The organism is Kribbella sindirgiensis (assembly GCF_004331435.1).
Lineage (GTDB): Bacteria > Actinomycetota > Actinomycetes > Propionibacteriales > Kribbellaceae > Kribbella > Kribbella sindirgiensis.
Genome location: NZ_SJKA01000006.1, coordinates 368759 through 386473, shown reverse-complemented (window position 1 = coordinate 386473; position 17715 = coordinate 368759). Strand labels below are relative to the sequence as shown.

The following is a 17715-nucleotide window of genomic DNA, read 5'->3' as shown; positions in this document are numbered from 1 at the left end:
GTGGTGGGGTGACTTTTCGACGCTCATCGCTGGCGCTGGCGATCCTCGGTCTGCTGGAGAACGGGCCGCTGCATCCGTACGGGATCCAGCGGCTGATCAAGCAATGGGGCAAGGACCAGGTGGTCAACGTCGGGCAACGGACCAGCCTGTACCGGATGATCGTGCGTCTGGAGGAGGCCGGTTTGATCACCGCCGGCGCGGTCGAGCAGGACGAGCGGTATCCGGAGCGGACGGTCTACCACCTGACCGACGAGGGCCGGGCGGTCTGCCGGGAGTGGCTGGCGGAGATCCTGACGACGCCGCGGAACGAGTTCCCGGAGTTCCCGGCCGGGTTGTCGTTCGTGATGCTGCTCCCGCCGGAGACCGCGGGTGAGTTGCTTGGTCAGCGGCGGGAGCGGCTGACCAAGCGGATCGCGGAGCTGCAGCTGGAGCTCCGCGCGGACGTGGACGGGCAGCCGATCCCCCGGTTCGCGCTGCTCGAGACGGAGTACCAGGTCGCGGTCGCCGTGGCCGAGGCGAAATGGATCGACGCGGTCCTCCACGACCTCCGAACAGGCACCCTCAGCTGGACCCCAGGCCCGGCATGACAACATCCCGGGGCATGACGGGGGCCGTGGGCCGGGCCGGCGGCCCGGATGTTGAGGTTTGGTGGGTGGGGGTTGGGGCGGCTCGGGACGAGTTCGTGCGGGACCTGAATGAGGTCGAGCGGGGGCGGTTGGCGGCATACCTCCGCGAGGTGGACCAGGCGCGGTTCCTGCTGGGGGTGACGTTGGTACGCCGTGTGCTGGCTCAGAGGTTTTCGTTGCCTGCGGCAAAGGTCGCGCTGGATCGGACCTGCCCGGACTGCGGACAGCCGCACGGGAAGGTGCGGGCCACGGGGGTTGAGCTGTCCGTGACGCATTCGGGAGAGCTGGTGGGGATCGCGGTGGCCGATCGGCCGGTGGGGCTGGATGTGGAGAAGGTCGATCCGCGGGTCGAGGTCGACGCGGTGGCCCGGATCGCGTTGACCGACGCCCAGGTGCGCGAGTTGACCGGGTACGACGGAATCGCGAAGGCGCGGGCGTTCACGACGTACTGGACGCGCAAGGAAGCCGTCGTGAAGGCAACCGGGGAAGGACTACGCGGAGATCTGCGCGCCGCAGTGCCGGACGGTGTCCAGGTGCAGGATCTCGACGTCGGCGTCGACCATCGCGCGGCGCTCGCGGTGGTCGACGCAAACGCGCCTGTCGTCAAGGTGCACGACGGGCTGCAACTGCTCGACTAAGACCTAGGTGCGGATCTGGCCTTCGCCGGTGACGACGTACTTGGTGGAGGTCATTTCGGGGAGACCCATCGGGCCGCGGGCGTGGAGTTTCTGAGTGGAGATGCCGATCTCGGCGCCGAACCCGAACTCACCGCCGTCGGTGAAGCGGGTACTCGCGTTCACCACGACCGCCGCCGAGTCGACCGCGGTCGTGAACCGGCGCGCGGCCGCCTGCGAGCGGGTGATGATCGCGTCGGTGTGGCCGGAGCTGTACCGGCGGATGTGCTGCACCGCGTCCTCGAGCGAGTCGACGACGGCCGCCGACAGGTCGAGCGAGTTGTACTCCGTCCCGAAGTCGTCCTCGGTGGCCGGGACGACGGCCCCGGCCACACCGTCGGCGGAGGACGACGTGTTCTTGCCTGCGGCAACTACAGCGGGATCCCCGTGGACCGTGACGCCGGCCGCGGCGAGCGCCGGGAGGGCGCGGGCCAGGAAGTCCTGAGCAACAGCCGAGTGGACCAGCAGCGACTCCGCCGCGTTGCACACGCTCGGGCGCTGGGTCTTGGAGTTGAGCAGGATCTCCAGGCCGAGGTCGAGATCCGCGTCCGCGTCGATGTACACGTGACAGTTGCCGACGCCGGTCTCGATCACCGGCACCGACGACTCGCTGACCACGGTCTGGATCAGCCCGGCGCCGCCGCGCGGGATCAGTACGTCGACCAGCCCGCGCGCCTGCATCAGCTCCTTCACCGCGGCCCGGTCCGTCGGCACGCCCTGGACGACGTCCGCCGGCAACCCGGTGGACTCGGCGGCGTCCCGCAGTACGGCGATGATCGCCTCGTTCGACGCGGCTGCGGACGACGAACCGCGAAGCAGCACCGCGTTGCCGGACTTCAGGCAGATGCCCGCGGCGTCGGCCGTCACGTTCGGCCGGGCCTCGTAGATGATCCCGACGACGCCGAACGGCACCCGCACCTGCCGGAGCTCGAGCCCGTTGGGCAGCGTGTACCCGCGGACCACCTCGCCGATCGGATCCGCCAGCCCCGCGAGCTGCTCGAGACCGGCCGCCATCCCGTCTACACGCGACGGGTTGAGCGCCAGACGATCGACGGTGGACTCCGGCGTACCGGCTTCCCGCGCCGCGGCGACATCGACAGCGTTCGCCTCGACGATCGCGTCCGTGTTCGCCCGCAGCGCCGCCGCCATCGCGTGCAGCGCCGCGTCCTTCGTCGCCCGGGACGCCTCTGCCAACGCATACGACGCAACCCGCGCCCGCCGCGCCAACTCGATGATCTCGCTCACCCCTTCATCGTAGGACCCCGCACCCGCGACGAAGCACGCCGATCTCACCAGACGGCCCGAAGCCCGGACGCCCACCACTCATCAACCATCGGCTCCTCGCCGCGATCACGCCTGAACCTCCCGACGGGCGGCCCGTCCAGCCGGGTTAGTGAGTGCTGGGGATCCCCACGCCATCACAATCGCTCGCCGGCCGCGCGGCCGAGCGTGGCGCCGGTCATCGGTCGCGCATTGTGATGGGTTTCAGGTTCGTCGGAGGCGGGGAAGGCGGGCGATCACGTGGGAGAGCGGGACGATCGCGGTCAGGGCGACGGTGAGGCGGCGATCGGTCGGGGCGATCGGTACGCCCCCGGTCTTCAGTCGCCGCCACGCCCACACGCTGAACGGGATCACGACCAACGGAGTCGTGATCAGCCCCGGGGTGTAACGGCGCAGTACGACGGACTGGGCCACGTGGGTGCCGGCGTGGAGACCGAAGCCCATCAGCGATGCCTGGAAGAACTTGCTGCGGCCGCCCGTGGCCGCACCCGCGGCGGAGGCGGCCGCGATCGCGACGCCGGTCAGCCCGATCGCCGTGGCCGCCTCCCTGCGCGACATCGGCAGCACCTTCGTGAGTGGTGCCGGCAGATCGGGTTGCTGCGAGAAGGACGGCATCGTCGCCAGTTCCTCGAGGTCGTGCACGATCCACGCCGCGAGCAGACCCCAGGCGAGTTTCACTCCGCCATCGTAGGTTCTTCCGGCGGAGGCAGTTGGCGGCGGTCGCGAATCATCTTGAACAGGGTACGGAGGGTCAGCAGCGCGACGATTCCGACCAGTTGGCCACCCAGGATGACCTTGGTGACGTCGACCGCGGGTGACCAGGTGACCTTGTCGTTTCCGATCACGTAGACGCCGACCGGCCGTGCGGACAGCCCGAGACCTCCGCCGGACCCGTCGGCCGCACGGCCGTTGCTGTTGTCACCACGGCCACCACCTCCACCGCCCCTGATCCGTGCGACCGGAAGTACGGTGATTCCTTGGTGACTCACCGGGGCACCGAAGACCGTTCCGGCCTTGACGCCGTCCACCACTCCGCGCAGGACGTCGAGCACGTCCGCCCGCGTCTCGTCGGACTTCGCCATCCCTTTCACCTCCTGATCAGGACCCGAGGAACTTCAACAAGTCGTACGTGACGAACGCCGGCCAGACCACGGCCTTGAGAATGCCGACGACGACGCTCCAGAAGCCCTGAGCCTGCTGGAGGTAGAACACCATCGCGCCGATGAGCCCGAGCCCGTAGACGGCGTTTCCACCACCGGCGCACGTGTTGTTCCGAACCGTGCGGACATTTCCGTTCATCCCACCCGCCCTCTCCGACCGTACTCCGGGCTCGACCTCCGGCCACTCATGTCGTCTGGGAAGCTGCGCCGGCCCGTAACTGACTGGCGATGGTGTGCGCCCAGTCGGCGATCCGTTCCTGGTTGCGGAAGTCGCCGCCCGCACCGTTGCGGACCATGGTTTTGGCGATGAATCCGCCGGCCTCCTCGGTGAGGCGGCCACCGAAGGTCACGTGCTCGACGGCGCCGAGGCGCTCGATCACCTTGACGACCTGCCCCACGGGAGGGATCTCGCCGAGATCAGCAGAATCGTCCAGCGGGCCGCTGCTGAACAACCAGACCGGTCGGCCCAGAAGCGCCTTGCTGTGTCGACGCGCGAAGAGGCGCGCATCACGATGCCACCGACCCGCGTAGAGCGCCCCGCCCAGCACGACAGCGTCGTACCCGTCCACCGCCCGCACATCGGCAGCCGGACGAGCCTGCGCCACCAGACCCTCCGCCTGCAACGCGGCGACGATCATGTCGGCGATCCCCGCCGTCGACCCGTTCTTACTACCGTACGCAACCAGGACCTTCATGTCGGCTCCTCACAGCTGTTCCCCCAAGCGTCACCGAAACCACGGACGAGCAGCAGGGCCCACGGACCTCGCAGGACAGGACCTTTGGGTCACGACAGCTGCGATCGTTCACGCGAAGCTCGTGGCGAGGAGGTGCGATCATGCTGGACCAGAAGGGCCGCCGCCCCTCAGTGGCCACCCGGCGGACCGGCTATGTGTTCGCCACCGTGTTCAACGCTGCCGTGCTGTACGCCATCCACTCCTGGCCCGGCTGGCAGCAGGTGCCGTTCCTCACGTCCGAAACCAAGCAGGTCCTCAGCTGGGTCAGCGCATCGCTGATCGCGGGACTGGGCGCGAACGTCGTCTACGTGCTGGCGGATCCGCCCTGGCTGAAGTCGCTGGGTGACCTGGTCATCACCGGGATCGGGCTGGTGGCGATCATCCGCATCTGGCAGGTCTTCCCGTTCGACTTCGGGGAAACGTCGTTCGACTGGGCGTTGCTGGTGCGGATCTTGCTGGGCATCGGGTTCTTCGGGTCGATCGCGGCGATGATCGTCCAGTCCGTCGTACTGGTCGCGGACGGGAGCCGGCGGCGCTAGAGGAGGACCATGTCGTCTCGGTGGACTACCTCGCGTTCGTACGCCGCACCGAGCTCGCGGGCGAGGTCTCGGGTTGACCGGCCGAGCAGGTCGGGTAGCTCGGAGGCGTCGTAGTTCACCAGCCCGCGGGCGATGACGACGCCTGTCGGCGACACGAGGTCGACGGGGTCACCTGCGGAGAAAGTGCCTTCTACCGCAGTGATTCCGGCAGGGAGGAGGGACGCACGGCGATGGGTCAGAGCGCGCACGGCACCGTCGTCCAGATGGATCATCCCCTGCCCCGACGTGGCGTGCGCCAGCCACAGGAGGCGGGTCTTGCGGCGTCGGCCGGTCGGGTGGAACAGCGTGCCGACGGGCTCCCCGCGGAGCGCCTCGCCGACCCGCGCGGCGGACGTGAGGATCACCGGGATCCCTGCCTCCGTGGCGATTGCGGCCGCCTCGACCTTCGTCTGCATGCCACCTGTACCGACGTTCGACGAGCCGGTCTTCCCGATCGCCAGCGGCTCCAGGTCGGCGGCGCCGCGGATCTCGGTGACCATCGACGTACCGGGTTTGCGCGGATCCCCGTCGTACAACCCGTCCACATCCGACAGCAGCAACAACAGGTTGGCGTGCACGAGGTGCGAAGTCAGCGCCGCGAGCCGGTCGTTGTCGCCGAAACGGATCTCGGTGGTCGCGACCGTGTCGTTCTCGTTCACGATCGGTACGACGCCCAGCTCGAGCAACCGCGCGAACGTCCGATACGCGTTCCGGTAATGACTCCGTCGCGTCACATCGTCGACAGTCAACAAAACCTGGCCGACTCGCAACCCGTGCGCCGCGAAGGCATCGCTGTAGCGGGCCATCAACAGTCCTTGACCGACCGACGCAGCGGCCTGCTGCGTCGCCAGGTCACGCGGCCGGGTCCGCAACCCCATCGGGGCCAGGCCGGCGGCGATCGCGCCGGACGAGACGAGCACGACCTCGGCACCCTCCACCCGGCGCGCCGCGATGGCGTCGACAAGCAGCCGGAGCCGTTCGAGGTCGATCTTGCCGCGCTGGGTCAGCGACGACGAACCGACCTTCACGACGATTCGCGTGGCTTTCAGGGCCTCCGCGCGACCCGTCCTGGAGTGCACAGTCATGAAATCAACCGTTCTGGTCGAGATCCTCCGCCGCGGCCAGCTCGCGCGCTTCCTTGCGCGCCTGCTTCGCCGCGGCCTCTGCCGCTCGTTTCGCCTCGGCCGGGGACAGGTCGACCTCGTCGGCGTCCCAGTTCTGGCCGTACTCCGACCAGTCCTCGGACCGCTCCCCCTCGCGGAAGGCGTGGTACTCGGTGTCCTTCGCCCGCCGCCGCTGCGCCGCGGGACGGTCCTCTTCGAGCCGGTGGTCCTCGCCGCGCCGGGCGAGGATCTCCGCACCGGCCTGGACGTCGGGCGCGAAGTCGAACACGATCGCGTTCGGCCCGTCCCCGATCACGACCGCGTCGCCCGGCGTCGCACCGAGCTTGAGCAGCTCGTCCTCGACGCCGAGCCGGTTCAGCCGGTCGGCGAGGTACCCGGTCGCCTCCGCGTTCGCGAAGTCGGTCTGCTTCACCCAGCGCTCGGGCTTCTGGCCCTGCACCAGCCAGCCGCCGTCGTCCGGCAGCTTCTTCACCTTGAACTCTGGCCCGCCCTGCACCTGCGGCCGGATCACGATCCGCGTGGTGTCGGGTTTCGCCTGCTCCGCCCGCCGCCGGAGGACGATCTCGGCCATCGCGAACTTCAGGGCCTCCAGGCCTTCGTGCGAAGCGGTCGAGATCGGGAACACCCGGTACCCGCGCTCGGCCAGCTCGGCCTGCACCATCTCGGCGATCTCGCGGGCGTCCGGTACGTCGATCTTGTTCAGGGCAACGAGTCGCGGCCGGTCCTCGAGCCCGCCGTGCGCCTCGAGCTCCGCCTCGATCGTGTCGAGGTCGCTCAACGGGTCCCGGCCCGGCTCGTACGTCGCGCAGTCGATGACATGCACCAGCGCCGCGCACCGCTCCACGTGCCGCAGGAAGTCGTGCCCGAGCCCGCGCCCCTCGCTCGCACCCTCGATCAGACCGGGTACGTCGGCGACGGTGAACGTGGTGTCACCGGCGACGACCACGCCGAGGTTCGGGATCAGGGTGGTGAACGGGTAGTCGGCGATCTTCGGCCGGGCGCGGCTGATCGCGGCGACCAGCGACGACTTGCCGGCGCTCGGGAACCCGACCAGGCCGACGTCCGCGACGACCTTCAGCTCCAGGACGAGGGTGCGCTCCTCGCCTTCCTCACCGAGCAGCGCGAACCCGGGCGCCTTCCGCGAACTGCTCGCCAGCGCCGCGTTGCCCAGACCGCCCTTACCGCCCTGCGCCGCGACGAACTCCGCACCCGGTCCGACCAGATCCGCGAGTACGTCGCCGTTCGCCGTACTGACGACGGTGCCGTCGGGGACGCCGAGGATCACGTCGCCGCCGTTGCCGCCGGCCTGGTGGTCACCCTTGCCCTGGGCACCGTTCGTGGCGGTGCGGTGGCTGGAGCGGTGGTAGTCGACGAGCGTCGTGACGTCCTGGTCGACGCGCAGGATCACGCTGCCGCCGTCACCGCCGTTGCCGCCGTCGGGGCCGCCGAGCGGCTTGAACTTCTCCCGGTGCACCGAGGCGCAGCCGTTTCCGCCGCGGCCCGCGGTGACATGCACCGTAACGCGGTCGACGAAGCTGGGGATGGCCATCGGTGTTCTCTACTTCCTGGAGGAGCCAACTACTACTGAGACAGCAAAAAGGCGGGTCCGCGGTATTCCGCGACCCGCCCTTTGCAGAGCTGCTGATACGTCCGGGTGGCGGTGTTACTCCGCCGGGGCCGGGACGATGTTGACGACGCGGCGACCGCGCCGGGTGCCGAACTCCACGTGGCCCTCGGCCAGCGCGAACAGCGTGTCGTCGCCGCCACGGCCGACCAGGTTGCCCGGGTGGAAGTGGGTGCCGCGCTGACGGACGATGATCTCGCCGGCGTTGACCAGCTGACCGCCGTACCGCTTCACGCCGAGGCGCTGGGCGTTGGAGTCGCGACCGTTACGGGTCGACGCTGCTCCCTTTTTGTGTGCCATGTCTAGATCAGCTCACTTCTTCTTCGCGTCGATCGCGGTGACCTTGACCTGGGTGTAGTGCTGACGGTGCCCCTGGCGCTTGCGGTAACCGGTCTTGTTCTTGTACTTGAGGATGTTGATCTTCGGGCCCTTGGTGCGGCCCAGAACCTCGGCCGACACGGCCACGTTGGCCAGCGCCGCAGCGTCGGCCGTCACGGTGTCGCCATCCACGACGAGGACCGCCGGCAGCGACACGGTGTCGCCCACCTGGTCGGTCAGGCTGTCGATCTCGATGACATCGCCGACGGCGACCTTCTGCTGGGTGCCGCCACTGCGCACGATCGCGTACACCGTGGATCTCACTCTCTGCTGGATCGGAAAACTTACGGGTGTGATGGTGTGAGGTCGTCGCGAGGACGTGATCCTCACACTTACACACCGACACGAGTAGGGTGCGCCGAGCGCACCCGCTCAACTTTACAGGGTTGAGCCTGCAAAGTTGAAATCGGCTTAGCTGCCGGTGGTGACGAGCTCGGAAGGCTCCGTGCTCTCACCCTCGGTAGCGGTCTTGCTCCGGCTGCGGCTGCTGCGCCGCCGCCGGGTGCTCTTCGGGGCGCCGTTCTGCGCCGCGTCCGATGCCTCGGCAGCCTCGGTCCCGGATGCGGCCGCGGTGGCCGTCTCCGGGGCCGGGAAGCCGGTGGCCTCGGGGCTCACGTGCTCGTCGGCACCGGCAGACACCGGGTAGCCGGTGGGTTCCGGCGTACCGTCGGCCTGCTCGTCGGTCTTGGAGGACGCGGCAGCGATCTGGGCCAGCTTCTGGGCGGCGTCGCCGTTGTGCTGCGGCGCCTCGGGCTCGGTGGTCTGCTCGTCCTCGCCCCGACCCTTGCCGCGGCGGCGGCGCGAGCTCTTCCGGCCGCCTTCCTCCGCCTGCACGGACTTCTGGTCCTGACCGTTGCCGTTGTTCTGCCCGTTCCGGCCGTCGCGGCGGCGGGACTCCTTCGGCTCGTCGTGCAGGATCAGCCCGCGGCCACCGCAGTGGTCGCAGTTCTCGCTGAACGCCTCGAGCAGACCGGTACCGATCCGCTTCCGGGTCATCTGGACGAGACCGAGCGAGGTGACCTCGGCCACCTGGTGCTTGGTCCGGTCGCGGCCCAGGCACTCGACCAGCCGGCGCAGGACCAGGTCCCGGTTCGACTCGAGCACCATGTCGATGAAGTCGATGACGATGATGCCGCCGATGTCGCGGAGCCGGAGCTGCCGGACGATCTCCTCGGCCGCCTCCAGGTTGTTCTTGGTGACGGTCTCCTCGAGGTTGCCGCCCGAGCCGGTGAACTTGCCGGTGTTGACGTCGACGACCGTCATCGCCTCGGTACGGTCGATGATCAGCGAGCCGCCGGACGGCAGCCAGACCTTACGGTCCAGCGCCTTCTTGATCTGCTCGTCGATCCGGTAGTCCGAGAACACGTCGCTGTGCGCCTTCTCGACCCGGTCGACCAGGTGCGGCGCGACGCCCTCGACGTACTCCCGGACCTGGTCGTACGCACGGTCGCCGGAGACGACGAGCTTGGCGAAGTCCTCGGTGAACAGATCCCGTACGACGCGGATCAGCAGGTCGGGCTCGCCGTACAGCAGTTGCGGGGCCTGACCGTTCTTGGACTTCTTGTCGATCTCGTCCCAGGCGGCCTGCAGGCGGCTGACGTCGGAGGTCAGCTCCTCCTCCGAGGCGCCCTCGGCGGCGGTCCGGACGATCACGCCGGCCTCGTCCGGGACGATGTCCTTGAGGATCGTCTTCAGCCGGTTCCGCTCGGTGTCGGGCAGCTTGCGGCTGATGCCGCCGTTGCCGCCGCGCGGGACGTACACGACGTACCGGCCGGGCAGGCTGATCTGGTTCGTGAGGCGGGCGCCCTTGTGGCCGATCGGGTCCTTGGTCACCTGGACCAGGACCGACTGGCCGGACTTCAGCACCTGCTCGATCTTGCGCGGGCCGCCGGCCCCACCAAGGGTGGCCCAGTCGACCTCACCGGCGTACAGCACCGCGTTGCGGCCCTTGCCGATGTCGATGAACGCGGCCTCCATGCTGGGCAGCACGTTCTGCACGCGGCCGAGGTACACGTTGCCGATCAGCGAGGTCTGCTCCGCGGTCGTCACGTAGTGCTCGACCAGGACGTTGTCCTCGGAGACCGCGATCTGGGTGACGTCCTCGCGGGACCGGATCACCATCGTCCGCTCGACCGACTCGCGGCGGGCCAGGAACTCGGCCTCGGTGACGATCGGTGCGCGGCGGCGGCCGGCGGCGCGGCCCTCGCGGCGACGCTGCTTCTTCGCCTCGAGACGGGTCGAGCCCTCGATCGCGGTGACTTCGTTCGCCACCGTCTTGCTGCGCGGCTCACGGACCCGTACGACGGTCTCGTCCGGGTCATCGGGGGACGCGGCGCTGTCCTCGCCCTTGCGACGGCGACGACGGCGACGCCGGCGGGACGAGCTGCTGCCCGCTTCGCCGTCCTCGTCCGTGTCGGCCTCGGCGTCGGAGTCACCGGACTGGGAGTCGGTGTCCTGGTCGGACTCGTCGTCCTCGTCGTCGGACTGCTCGTCGGCGCTGTCGTCCGAGCCGTCCGCGTCGCCGGACTTGCGGCGACGACGACCGCCACGACGGCGGCGACGGCGGCGGGTGCCCTCCTCGCCGTCCTCGCCCTGCCCGTCGGCGGCCTCGGCGGCGCTGTCGGCCTCCGGGTCGGCGTCGGTGGTGTCGGTGGTCTCGTCGGTGTCGTCGCTCTTGGCGGCGGTCTCGGCGTTGGCACGAGTCCGGGTCCGGCGGCTGGAGCGGCCCTCGGGCTTTGCGTCGGGTTCGCCGTCGGCCTGGTCGGCGCTCACGGTCTGCGGAGCGTCGTCGGTGGTCGGCTCGGGCGCGGTGTCGCGGGCCTCGGCGTCGCGACCGCGACGGCTCCGGCGACGGCGCGTGCCAGTCGGCTGCTCGTCAGCGCCCGGCTCCGGGGCGCCCGCTGCGGCAGTCTCCGCCTGAGCGGGCCGGCCGGACTTGGCGTCGGTGGTCGCGGACTGGCCGGCCTGAGGCTGGGTGGTCTTCGCGGTCGCGGGCTCGGCGGCCTGCGTGTCGGCGGTCGGCGCCTGGAACAGCACGGCCGCGGAAGCAGCCGGACGACGGCGCGTACGCCGGGCACTCGGCGCCTCGGCCTGCGTCTCCGCGCTCACGTCTGGAGCCGCCACAGGAGCCGACTGAGCGTCGGCAGCCGTGGACGGGGCGTCGGACGCCACGGAGTCAGCCGCGGCGGACTTCGTCGTACGGCGGCGAGAAGTGCGCTTGCGCGCCGGCGCGTCCTCCGCAGGGGTGGCCTCGGCGTCGGTGACCGGGCCGTCGGTGACGGCGGCGTCGGTGGTGACCAGGTCCGGGGCGGCAGCCTTCTTCGTGGTGCGCTTGCGCGTGGTCTTCTTCGCCACGGGCGCGCTCTCCACGACCGGGCCGGCGTCCGCGGTGGACGTCTCGGTCTCCTCGACGAACTCCGGGAAGATGTCCTGCGCGGCAGCCTTCTTCGCCGGGCGCTTCGCGGCCTTCTTCGCCGGAGCCTTCGCCACGGCCTTCTTGGCGGTGGTCTTCTTCGCGGCGGCCGTCTTCTTGGCGGCGGCCTTCTTCGCCGGCGCCGGGGCCGGGTCGGCCTCCCGGTCGTCGGACTGGGTGGGGACCGCCGTCACGTCGTCGGCGGCGGCCTTCTTCGCCGTGCGCTTGCGCGGCGTGGTGGTCTTCTTCGCAGCTGCGGCCTTCTTCGCGGTCCTGCGAGTGGAGGCGGCGGGCTGGGCGGGGGCAGCCGCATCGGCTGCTTCGGTGGTCGGCTCGTTGTCGAGCATGTAGTGCGGGTCTCCTCAAGCCTTCCGGCGCATCCGGCGACCCCTGTCACGGGTCCGGCGCGGCCACAAGGCGGTCACGGTTCGCCTCACCGGGCCCTCGGATGGTGCACGGGCGCGGTACGGCGGAAGCCTGCTGGATCCGCTCCGCCCGCGCTCAGGGCACAGAGGGAGCGGCGGCGTCGCCCTCCGCTGTGTGCGTCTGGCGGGGACCTGCCTGGCCGGTCGCGGTCGCCTGGTTGGCGTCGCGGTCACGAGCGAGCGGGTCTTCCACCGTGCCGGTGTCCGTGGTGAGCGGGCCCTGGGCGAGCCTGGTCAAAAGAGCCGGGCCCGTCACCGGGAGCGTCGCTACCTCGAGCACGCCGGCGAGAACGTCGTCGGGTCTCACGGCCGGGGTTCCGTGCCGTAACACCACTTGCAGTATCGCACATGCCGCAACCGGCCCCGGTTCACTCGCGACGGTGAGTCGGAGAACAGCAGCCCGACAGTCGAACGAGCGAAGTCCCCGTTTGGTCATGCGTTCGACCAGAATTTCGTCCCGTTCGAGGAACGTCCGCACCGCGGTCGCGGCCGCCTCCGGATCCGCCCCCGGTAACGCGATCTGCCACTCACTGGCCTCCAGCCGCTCGGCCAGCGCACCCGGCCCGGCGACGACCACCTCGAGCACGTCCAGACCGGGCGGCAGCGCCTCGTCGAGGGCGGCCCGGACCTGCTCGGCGTCCCGCTCGTGTGTGAGCGAGATCTCCAGATACTCCGCCTCCGAGGCGGCCCCGGTCGGCGCTGCACCGGCGTACGAGATCTTCGGGTGCGGGCTGAATCCGTGCGAGAACGCCACCGGGAGCTCGGCGCGGCGTACGGCGCGCTCGAACGCCCGCTGGAAGTCGCGGTGTGAGGTGAATCGCAGCCGCCCGCGCTTGGCGAACCTCACCCGCAGCTTCTGGACCGCGGGGAGCTGCTGCGACGGCGGAGCTTGAACTGGTGGCACGCGCACAGTCTCTCAGAACCTGCTCACTCCGACGGTGCGTACCGCGCCTCTGGCTCGAAGGCCGGCTCGGCCTCGGGATCCAGCTCGATGTGTACGACGCCGCGGAGATCGTCGAAGACGACGACCCGGCTGCCGTCCGCGGGCACCCGGTCGGGCGAGGTCCGCATCCGCGCCTGGAGCTGGTGCGAGCCGGCGGGCGAGTCGCACGCGATCGTGACCTCCAGTTCGGGATCGTGTCCGAGCCAGATCACGACGCGGCCGAGCTGCACCTGCCCGGCGTACCGGCGCCCGTCCCGTCGCAGTCGCTCGATGGTCAGCTGACGCTGCCGGGCGTGCAGCAGGGCCGAGGGCAACCGAACCACCACGGTGACGCACCAGAGGCCCGTCAGCACGGCCACGACGACCGAGACGGCAACGGATTCGGTGCCGATTTCGCCGTGGACCGTTCGGCGGAGTACGTCGGACGGATCGGGCGCGACGGCGGTGGCAGCCGAGATGAAGGCGCCGACGGACATCCCGGCCAAGAGCGGGGCGGAGCGGAGCAGGGCTGCCGCGCGCCGCTGCCCGAGCCGTTGGCGCGCATGGGCGTTCAGATCGGTCGTGACGGCGAGGACCAGATACAGCACGACGACGGCTGCCGCGATGAACCAGCCGGCTGAGATGTGGCCAGGGATGTCGACGGCACAGGTGCTGGACGGCGCTGACGTGGTGCCGCAGAGCGCCGACGTACCCAGCAGGCTCACGGCTCCCCACCCCAGGAAGCACAGCAGAACCGAGACCAGCATGCGTGTCGTCACATGGCCTGGCTGCTCACCCGGGCCGAGTCCGGTGATGCGGGACATCTTGTCGGTGGTCGAGAAGACCGGCCGGTGGTCCCACCAGTCCGTCGAGTCCACCACCCTGTGCCTCCCCAGGATCCGATTCGCGACGAACGGTACCTGGAAATATCTGCGAATAAGTTCACGGCTGAGCGGCGGATTTTCCGGTCAGGTAGAGGGCCCAGCCGAGGAGGCCGAAGGAGACCAGCGCGAGCAGGGTGCGGACCAGGTTGAAGGCCACCCATTTGGCCTCGTCGAACGCCGCGCGGGCCGCCGCGACGTCGATCGTCGCCGGATCGCCGGCCGCCTTCAGCGCGTCGTTCAGCGGGACGTTCACCGCCATCGTCAGGATCATCGTGACCAGGTAGAGCACGAACGCGACCGCGATCCACGGCAGCGCCTTCTCCTTCAGGCTGAGCAGGCCGGCGAGCCCGGTGAACAGCAGGGCGCCGAGGAAGCCGAGGCCGAGGAACAGCGGGTTCACGATCGCCCGGTCGACCGCCGTGAACGCCCCGACGAAGGTCTTGTCGTCGGTCTTCGCGAGGCCGGGCATGAACGCGTTCGCGTAGATCCCGTACACGCCGGCCACCAGGCCCGTCGTCATCGTGGCCGCCATCAACGAAGCCACCCGCAGTCCGTTCATCTCACTCCTTCGGTACGGCGGGAACTCCCCGCACCGAGAAAGTTAGAAGAATCGAGCGGCCGGGGACATGTCGCCAGAACTCACGTGCATGTCCGCTCGACTCATACCGGCCGTGCGCGCCCCCTCCCGCTCACAGCCGGGCGCATTGGCCGGAGCGGGGGCCGGAGACCTGGTTCGGCGCCTCCAGGTTGGTCGGCGCGGGGGTGTTGGCCGAGCAGGTGAGTGGTCCGTTGACGGTGTTCCCGGCGAGCGTGACCGGGTCGGTCGTGCGGCTGCTCGTGACGGACACCGGTCCCTGAATGGTGCTGCCGACAACGACCAGGCTGCGCGTGACACCGCTCGCGCTGACCGGTCCGGCGATCGTGGAGCGCAGCAGGTGCAGGTCGGCGGCTCGATCGGCCCGGACCGGTCCGTTGACGTGTGAGTCGGTGGCGACAAGGGATGCGCCGGCGGCGACCAGGACCGGGCCGTTGACGGTCGCGTTCGTCAGGCAGGTAACACCTTTGGCGATGTACAGCGGTCCGTCGTGCCTTCCGGTGCGGGTCGTCGTACAGGCCGGGGCCGGACGCAGAAGCGTGACGGCGAACCGGCGCGGGTCGCCGATGTTGCCGGTGGCATCGATGGCGCGATACTCGACCTGATGACGCCCGTACCCAGGCGGTACGTCGTCCCACGGCACGACCCGCGGTACGCCGAGCTTGCCGTACACGAGTTGGTCGATCGCGGTCCCCTCGGCGGTGAACCGGAACGGCGCGGACGCGTCGGTCGGCCAGCCGTAGTAGTTGTACCAACCGTCCCCGTCGACGCGGAACTCCGGAACGACGTACCCCGCGCTGTCGTCCGCTGCGGCCAGCCCCATCGTGAACGCGTCGTTGTAGACGTACTCCGGTCCGCTCGGTTTGTGCACGGTCAGCAAGGGTTTCGACAGCGTCGGCGTGACGACGGGCTATACGCCGTCGACGTCCCAGCTGAGGGTTTCGGAGCCGGCCTGCGCGGTCAGGGTGTGCCGCCCGGTCAGCTGCAGCGGGGCGAGGTCCAGGTCGCGGTCGTTCCCCGGATTGTCGACAATCCGACCGTCAACTTTCCACGTGATCGCACCGGCCGACTGTGCGGTCTCGGCGTACACGACCTCGTCGGCGCTGACCGGGTGCTCGGTCGACGTGGACCCGGTGAAGGTCGGCGTCGTCGGCGGCGGTGCGATTGCCGACGAGTCGATTGTCCACAATCGGATTGCCGTCGGGCGGACGGCGGGATCGCGGATGAAGTCGGTCGGGTCGACGATCGTCGCGGACAGGGTGTGCTGGCCCGGCGCGAGGTCGAGCGTCGACAGGTCGATGGAGCGGGCGTTCGCGGTCGACAGCGTCGTACCGTCGAGGGACCAGGTGACGTCGAGCTCGTGGTCGACCGGGTGCAGCGTCTGCAGCCAGACCACCTGGTCAGCGGCGACCGGGCCGGCCGGGGTGCTGTCCTGGAACAGGTTCGCCTTGGCCGACAGGCGTTGGGTCATCCGCTCGCGCGACGGCTGGTCGAAGTAGTACCCGAGGGCCTTCATCATCGAGTGCGCACTGGGCCGCCAGACACCCGAACCGGCGTACATGCCGCCCTCGTAGCGGCCGATCGTGCCGCCCGACTCGGACTTCTCCCCCAGCCAGCGCCACCACTTCTTGTGCTGCTCGAGCATTTGCTGCTCGGTCAGCAACGTGTGGTGGATCGAGGACGGCTCAGGACCGACGTACGGCGCACCGCGCTCGCCGCGGGCGTAGTAGTCGTACTCGTCCTGCAGCCCACCGAGCGAATGCCCGAGCTCGTGCGGCGTGATCAGCGCGGACAGCGCGTTGCCCCCGGACGCCGTGGCGTACGTTCCGCCCGCACCGCCGTACGTGTCGCTGTTGCCGATAGCAAGGATCTGCCGGTTGGCGCTCGTGGTACCGGGGACAAGGTCGGCGTACTGCGTCGCGGCGGCCTGACTGACCGTCAGCAGGCGCTGGACGCTGCCCGGGTTGCAGCCGCCCCAGAAGCCCATCTGCAGCGGGGTGTCGCGCTTCGGGTCGGTCAGACCGGGATCGCAGTCGACGCCGGACTCGGGGGACGCGATCTCGACGGCGTACACGTTGACGTAGTTCCGGTACGACTTGAACGGCTCGATGCTCCAGAGGATGTTCAGGTGCTTGTCGAGCTGCTCGCGGAACTTCGGCAGCTCGGCTGCCGTGTAGCCGTCGCCCATCACCACCAGGTTGAACCGCGACGCCGCCGGGCCGGTGACCTGGATCGGTACGACGGTCGCGTCCGGCGCGGCCGCTCTCGCAGGCAGCGTGACCGGCATTGTCACGGCGACCCCGGCTAGCAGTGCTAGGACCGCGGTCAGGAGCTTCGTGCGCATGGTTCTCTCCCCCACCTGGGCGACGGTGCCGTCAGCAGCTTACGAAGGTCCGCCCGCGAGCGTGAGGCGTTCCCGCGTGGCGACGTACGAGCCAAGCGGGCGATCGTGCGGCATCATGTGGGTTCGGGGAACACGTGAGGGAAGGACTTCGATGACGGAACCGGCACAGTCGCCGCGGCGGGAGCCGGACCCTGCGGTCGTGGATGCCGGCGACGGCGACGGCAAGGGCATCTACTGGGTGCTGAAGAACGTGGTCGTCGGACCGCCCGTCCGGCGGATCTTCCGGCCGAACGTGGTCGGCGCCGAGAACATCCCGGAGACCGGCGCGGCGATCATCGCCAGCAATCACCTCTCGTACTCCGACTGGATCTTCATGCCGCTGGTGCTGCGGCGGCGCGTCACGTTCGTGGCGAAGTCCGACTACTTCACCGGGGCCGGGATCAAGGGCCGGTTCCAGCGCGGGTTCTTCAAGGGCACCGGCCAGGTGCCGATCGACCGCTCCGGCGGGTCGGCGTCCGAGGGCGCGATGCGGGCCGGGATGAAGGTGCTGGAGCGCGGCGAGCTGTTCGGGATCTACCCGGAGGGCACCCGCTCGCACGACGGGCGGCTGTACAAGGGCCGGACCGGTGTCGCGCGGCTGGCGCTCGAGGCCAAGGTGCCGGTGATCCCGTGCGGCGTGATCGGGACCGACGTGGTCGCCCCGCCCGGGAAGATCGTCGCGTCGTTCGCCTCGCCGACGGTGAAGTTCGGCGAGCCGCTGGACTTCTCCCGGTACGAGGGCATGGAGAGCGACCGGCTGATCCTGCGGGCGGTCACCGACGAGATCATGTACAAGATCATGGAGCTGTCCGGCCAGGAGTACCTCGACATGTACGCCACCAAGGCCAAGGCCCTCGAGGGCCGCGCGGTGACGGGCGCGCCCGAGAAGGTCCGCAAGTCGGACACCTGATCCGG

At 69.7% G+C, this 17715-nt stretch carries 19 protein-coding genes; 4 read left to right on the top strand and 15 right to left on the bottom strand.

All coding sequences use genetic code 11. From position 1 onward, the window contains the following. The first annotated feature begins 8 nt into the window (after window positions 1–8). Window positions 9–587, top strand: coding sequence for a PadR family transcriptional regulator (locus tag E0H50_RS19655; protein ID WP_131290468.1), 579 nt, complete (start codon window positions 9–11; stop codon window positions 585–587). Between the two features lie 14 nt (window positions 588–601). Beyond that, window positions 602–1264 carry a 4'-phosphopantetheinyl transferase family protein gene (locus E0H50_RS19650; protein WP_165547212.1) on the top strand — a complete coding sequence of 221 codons (663 nt, stop codon included), beginning with the start codon at window positions 602–604 and terminating at the stop codon, window positions 1262–1264. Between the two features lie 3 nt (window positions 1265–1267). On the opposite strand, the gene E0H50_RS19645 is transcribed toward E0H50_RS19650, so the two are convergent. The 5 genes from E0H50_RS19645 to E0H50_RS19625 form a co-directional block, all read right to left on the bottom strand. Continuing rightward, the gene (locus E0H50_RS19645) at window positions 1268–2545 is read right to left on the bottom strand and encodes a glutamate-5-semialdehyde dehydrogenase (RefSeq protein WP_131290462.1); all 1278 of its coding nucleotides are present in this window, start codon (window positions 2543–2545) and stop codon (window positions 1268–1270) included. A 240-nt stretch (window positions 2546–2785) separates the two neighbouring features. Next, window positions 2786–3259, bottom strand: a complete 474-nt coding sequence (locus tag E0H50_RS19640) for an HXXEE domain-containing protein (protein ID WP_131290459.1) — start codon at window positions 3257–3259, stop codon at window positions 2786–2788. Continuing rightward, window positions 3256–3663 (bottom strand): spore germination protein GerW family protein, encoded by a 408-nt coding sequence (locus E0H50_RS19635; protein WP_131290456.1) that lies wholly within the window; start codon window positions 3661–3663, stop codon window positions 3256–3258. Before E0H50_RS19635 ends, E0H50_RS19640 begins: the two co-directional genes overlap by 4 nt. 16 nt (window positions 3664–3679) lie before the next feature. Then, complete coding sequence (locus E0H50_RS19630) at window positions 3680–3880, bottom strand: hypothetical protein (protein ID WP_131290453.1); 201 nt, start codon at window positions 3878–3880, stop codon at window positions 3680–3682. 46 nt (window positions 3881–3926) lie between these two features. Then, window positions 3927–4436: a flavodoxin domain-containing protein gene (locus E0H50_RS19625; protein WP_131290451.1), complete on the bottom strand. Its 510-nt coding sequence runs from the start codon at window positions 4434–4436 to the stop codon at window positions 3927–3929. A 140-nt stretch (window positions 4437–4576) separates the two neighbouring features. Here E0H50_RS19625 and E0H50_RS19620 point away from each other — a divergent pair, with 140 nt between their 5' ends. Further along, entirely contained in the window at window positions 4577–5014 is a 438-nt protein-coding gene (locus tag E0H50_RS19620; protein ID WP_131290449.1) for a hypothetical protein, read from the top strand. Here E0H50_RS19620 and proB read toward each other — a convergent pair. The 10 genes from proB to E0H50_RS43870 all read right to left on the bottom strand — a co-directional run bounded on the left by proB (window position 5011) and on the right by E0H50_RS43870 (window position 16761). After that, complete coding sequence (gene proB, locus E0H50_RS19615) at window positions 5011–6138, bottom strand: glutamate 5-kinase (protein ID WP_131290446.1); 1128 nt, start codon at window positions 6136–6138, stop codon at window positions 5011–5013. The two genes, E0H50_RS19620 and proB, sit on opposite strands and share 4 nt — an antisense overlap. A 4-nt stretch (window positions 6139–6142) precedes the next feature. Next, window positions 6143–7726 (bottom strand): GTPase ObgE, encoded by a 1584-nt coding sequence (obgE, locus tag E0H50_RS19610; protein ID WP_131290443.1) that lies wholly within the window; start codon window positions 7724–7726, stop codon window positions 6143–6145. Between the two features lie 114 nt (window positions 7727–7840). Next, entirely contained in the window at window positions 7841–8101 is a 261-nt protein-coding gene (gene rpmA / locus E0H50_RS19605; RefSeq protein ID WP_130381076.1) for a 50S ribosomal protein L27, read from the bottom strand. A gap of 12 nt (window positions 8102–8113) precedes the next feature. Next, window positions 8114–8431 carry a 50S ribosomal protein L21 gene (gene rplU, locus E0H50_RS19600; protein ID WP_131290441.1) on the bottom strand — a complete coding sequence of 106 codons (318 nt, stop codon included), beginning with the start codon at window positions 8429–8431 and terminating at the stop codon, window positions 8114–8116. Window positions 8432–8590: 159 nt separating this feature from the next. After that, entirely contained in the window at window positions 8591–11938 is a 3348-nt protein-coding gene (locus E0H50_RS19595; protein WP_131290438.1) for an Rne/Rng family ribonuclease, read from the bottom strand. Between the two features lie 154 nt (window positions 11939–12092). After that, entirely contained in the window at window positions 12093–12920 is an 828-nt protein-coding gene (locus tag E0H50_RS19590) for a TIGR03936 family radical SAM-associated protein (protein WP_131290436.1), read from the bottom strand. Window positions 12921–12943: 23 nt separating this feature from the next. Next, on the bottom strand, window positions 12944–13819 hold the full coding sequence (locus E0H50_RS19585; RefSeq protein WP_131290433.1) for a hypothetical protein: 876 nt from the start codon (window positions 13817–13819) through the stop codon (window positions 12944–12946). 61 nt (window positions 13820–13880) lie between these two features. Beyond that, complete coding sequence (locus E0H50_RS19580) at window positions 13881–14381, bottom strand: anthrone oxygenase family protein (protein WP_131290430.1); 501 nt, start codon at window positions 14379–14381, stop codon at window positions 13881–13883. Window positions 14382–14511: 130 nt separating this feature from the next. After that, on the bottom strand, window positions 14512–15288 hold the full coding sequence (locus E0H50_RS43875) for a hypothetical protein (protein WP_238151080.1): 777 nt from the start codon (window positions 15286–15288) through the stop codon (window positions 14512–14514). Window positions 15289–15327: 39 nt separating this feature from the next. Further along, window positions 15328–16761 (bottom strand): M64 family metallopeptidase, encoded by a 1434-nt coding sequence (locus E0H50_RS43870; protein ID WP_238151079.1) that lies wholly within the window; start codon window positions 16759–16761, stop codon window positions 15328–15330. Window positions 16762–16912: 151 nt separating this feature from the next. Here E0H50_RS43870 and E0H50_RS19570 point away from each other — a divergent pair, with 151 nt between their 5' ends. Next, window positions 16913–17710: a lysophospholipid acyltransferase family protein gene (locus E0H50_RS19570; RefSeq protein ID WP_131290427.1), complete on the top strand. Its 798-nt coding sequence runs from the start codon at window positions 16913–16915 to the stop codon at window positions 17708–17710. Window positions 17711–17715 lie beyond the last annotated feature (5 nt).

Coding starts and splice junctions, on each gene's coding strand:
- obgE (WP_131290443.1), bottom strand. CDS start 7,726: ATGGCCATCCCCAGCTTCGTCGACCGCGTTACGGTGCATGTCACCGCG.
- rpmA (WP_130381076.1), bottom strand. CDS start 8,101: ATGGCACACAAAAAGGGAGCAGCGTCGACCCGTAACGGTCGCGACTCC.
- E0H50_RS19570 (WP_131290427.1), top strand. CDS start 16,913: ATGACGGAACCGGCACAGTCGCCGCGGCGGGAGCCGGACCCTGCGGTC.
- proB (WP_131290446.1), bottom strand. CDS start 6,138: ATGACTGTGCACTCCAGGACGGGTCGCGCGGAGGCCCTGAAAGCCACG.
- E0H50_RS19625 (WP_131290451.1), bottom strand. CDS start 4,436: ATGAAGGTCCTGGTTGCGTACGGTAGTAAGAACGGGTCGACGGCGGGG.
- E0H50_RS43870 (WP_238151079.1), bottom strand. CDS start 16,761: ATGCGCACGAAGCTCCTGACCGCGGTCCTAGCACTGCTAGCCGGGGTC.
- E0H50_RS19595 (WP_131290438.1), bottom strand. CDS start 11,938: ATGCTCGACAACGAGCCGACCACCGAAGCAGCCGATGCGGCTGCCCCC.
- E0H50_RS19620 (WP_131290449.1), top strand. CDS start 4,577: ATGCTGGACCAGAAGGGCCGCCGCCCCTCAGTGGCCACCCGGCGGACC.
- E0H50_RS19635 (WP_131290456.1), bottom strand. CDS start 3,663: ATGGCGAAGTCCGACGAGACGCGGGCGGACGTGCTCGACGTCCTGCGC.
- E0H50_RS19630 (WP_131290453.1), bottom strand. CDS start 3,880: ATGAACGGAAATGTCCGCACGGTTCGGAACAACACGTGCGCCGGTGGT.
- E0H50_RS19580 (WP_131290430.1), bottom strand. CDS start 14,381: ATGAACGGACTGCGGGTGGCTTCGTTGATGGCGGCCACGATGACGACG.
- E0H50_RS19650 (WP_165547212.1), top strand. CDS start 602: ATGACGGGGGCCGTGGGCCGGGCCGGCGGCCCGGATGTTGAGGTTTGG.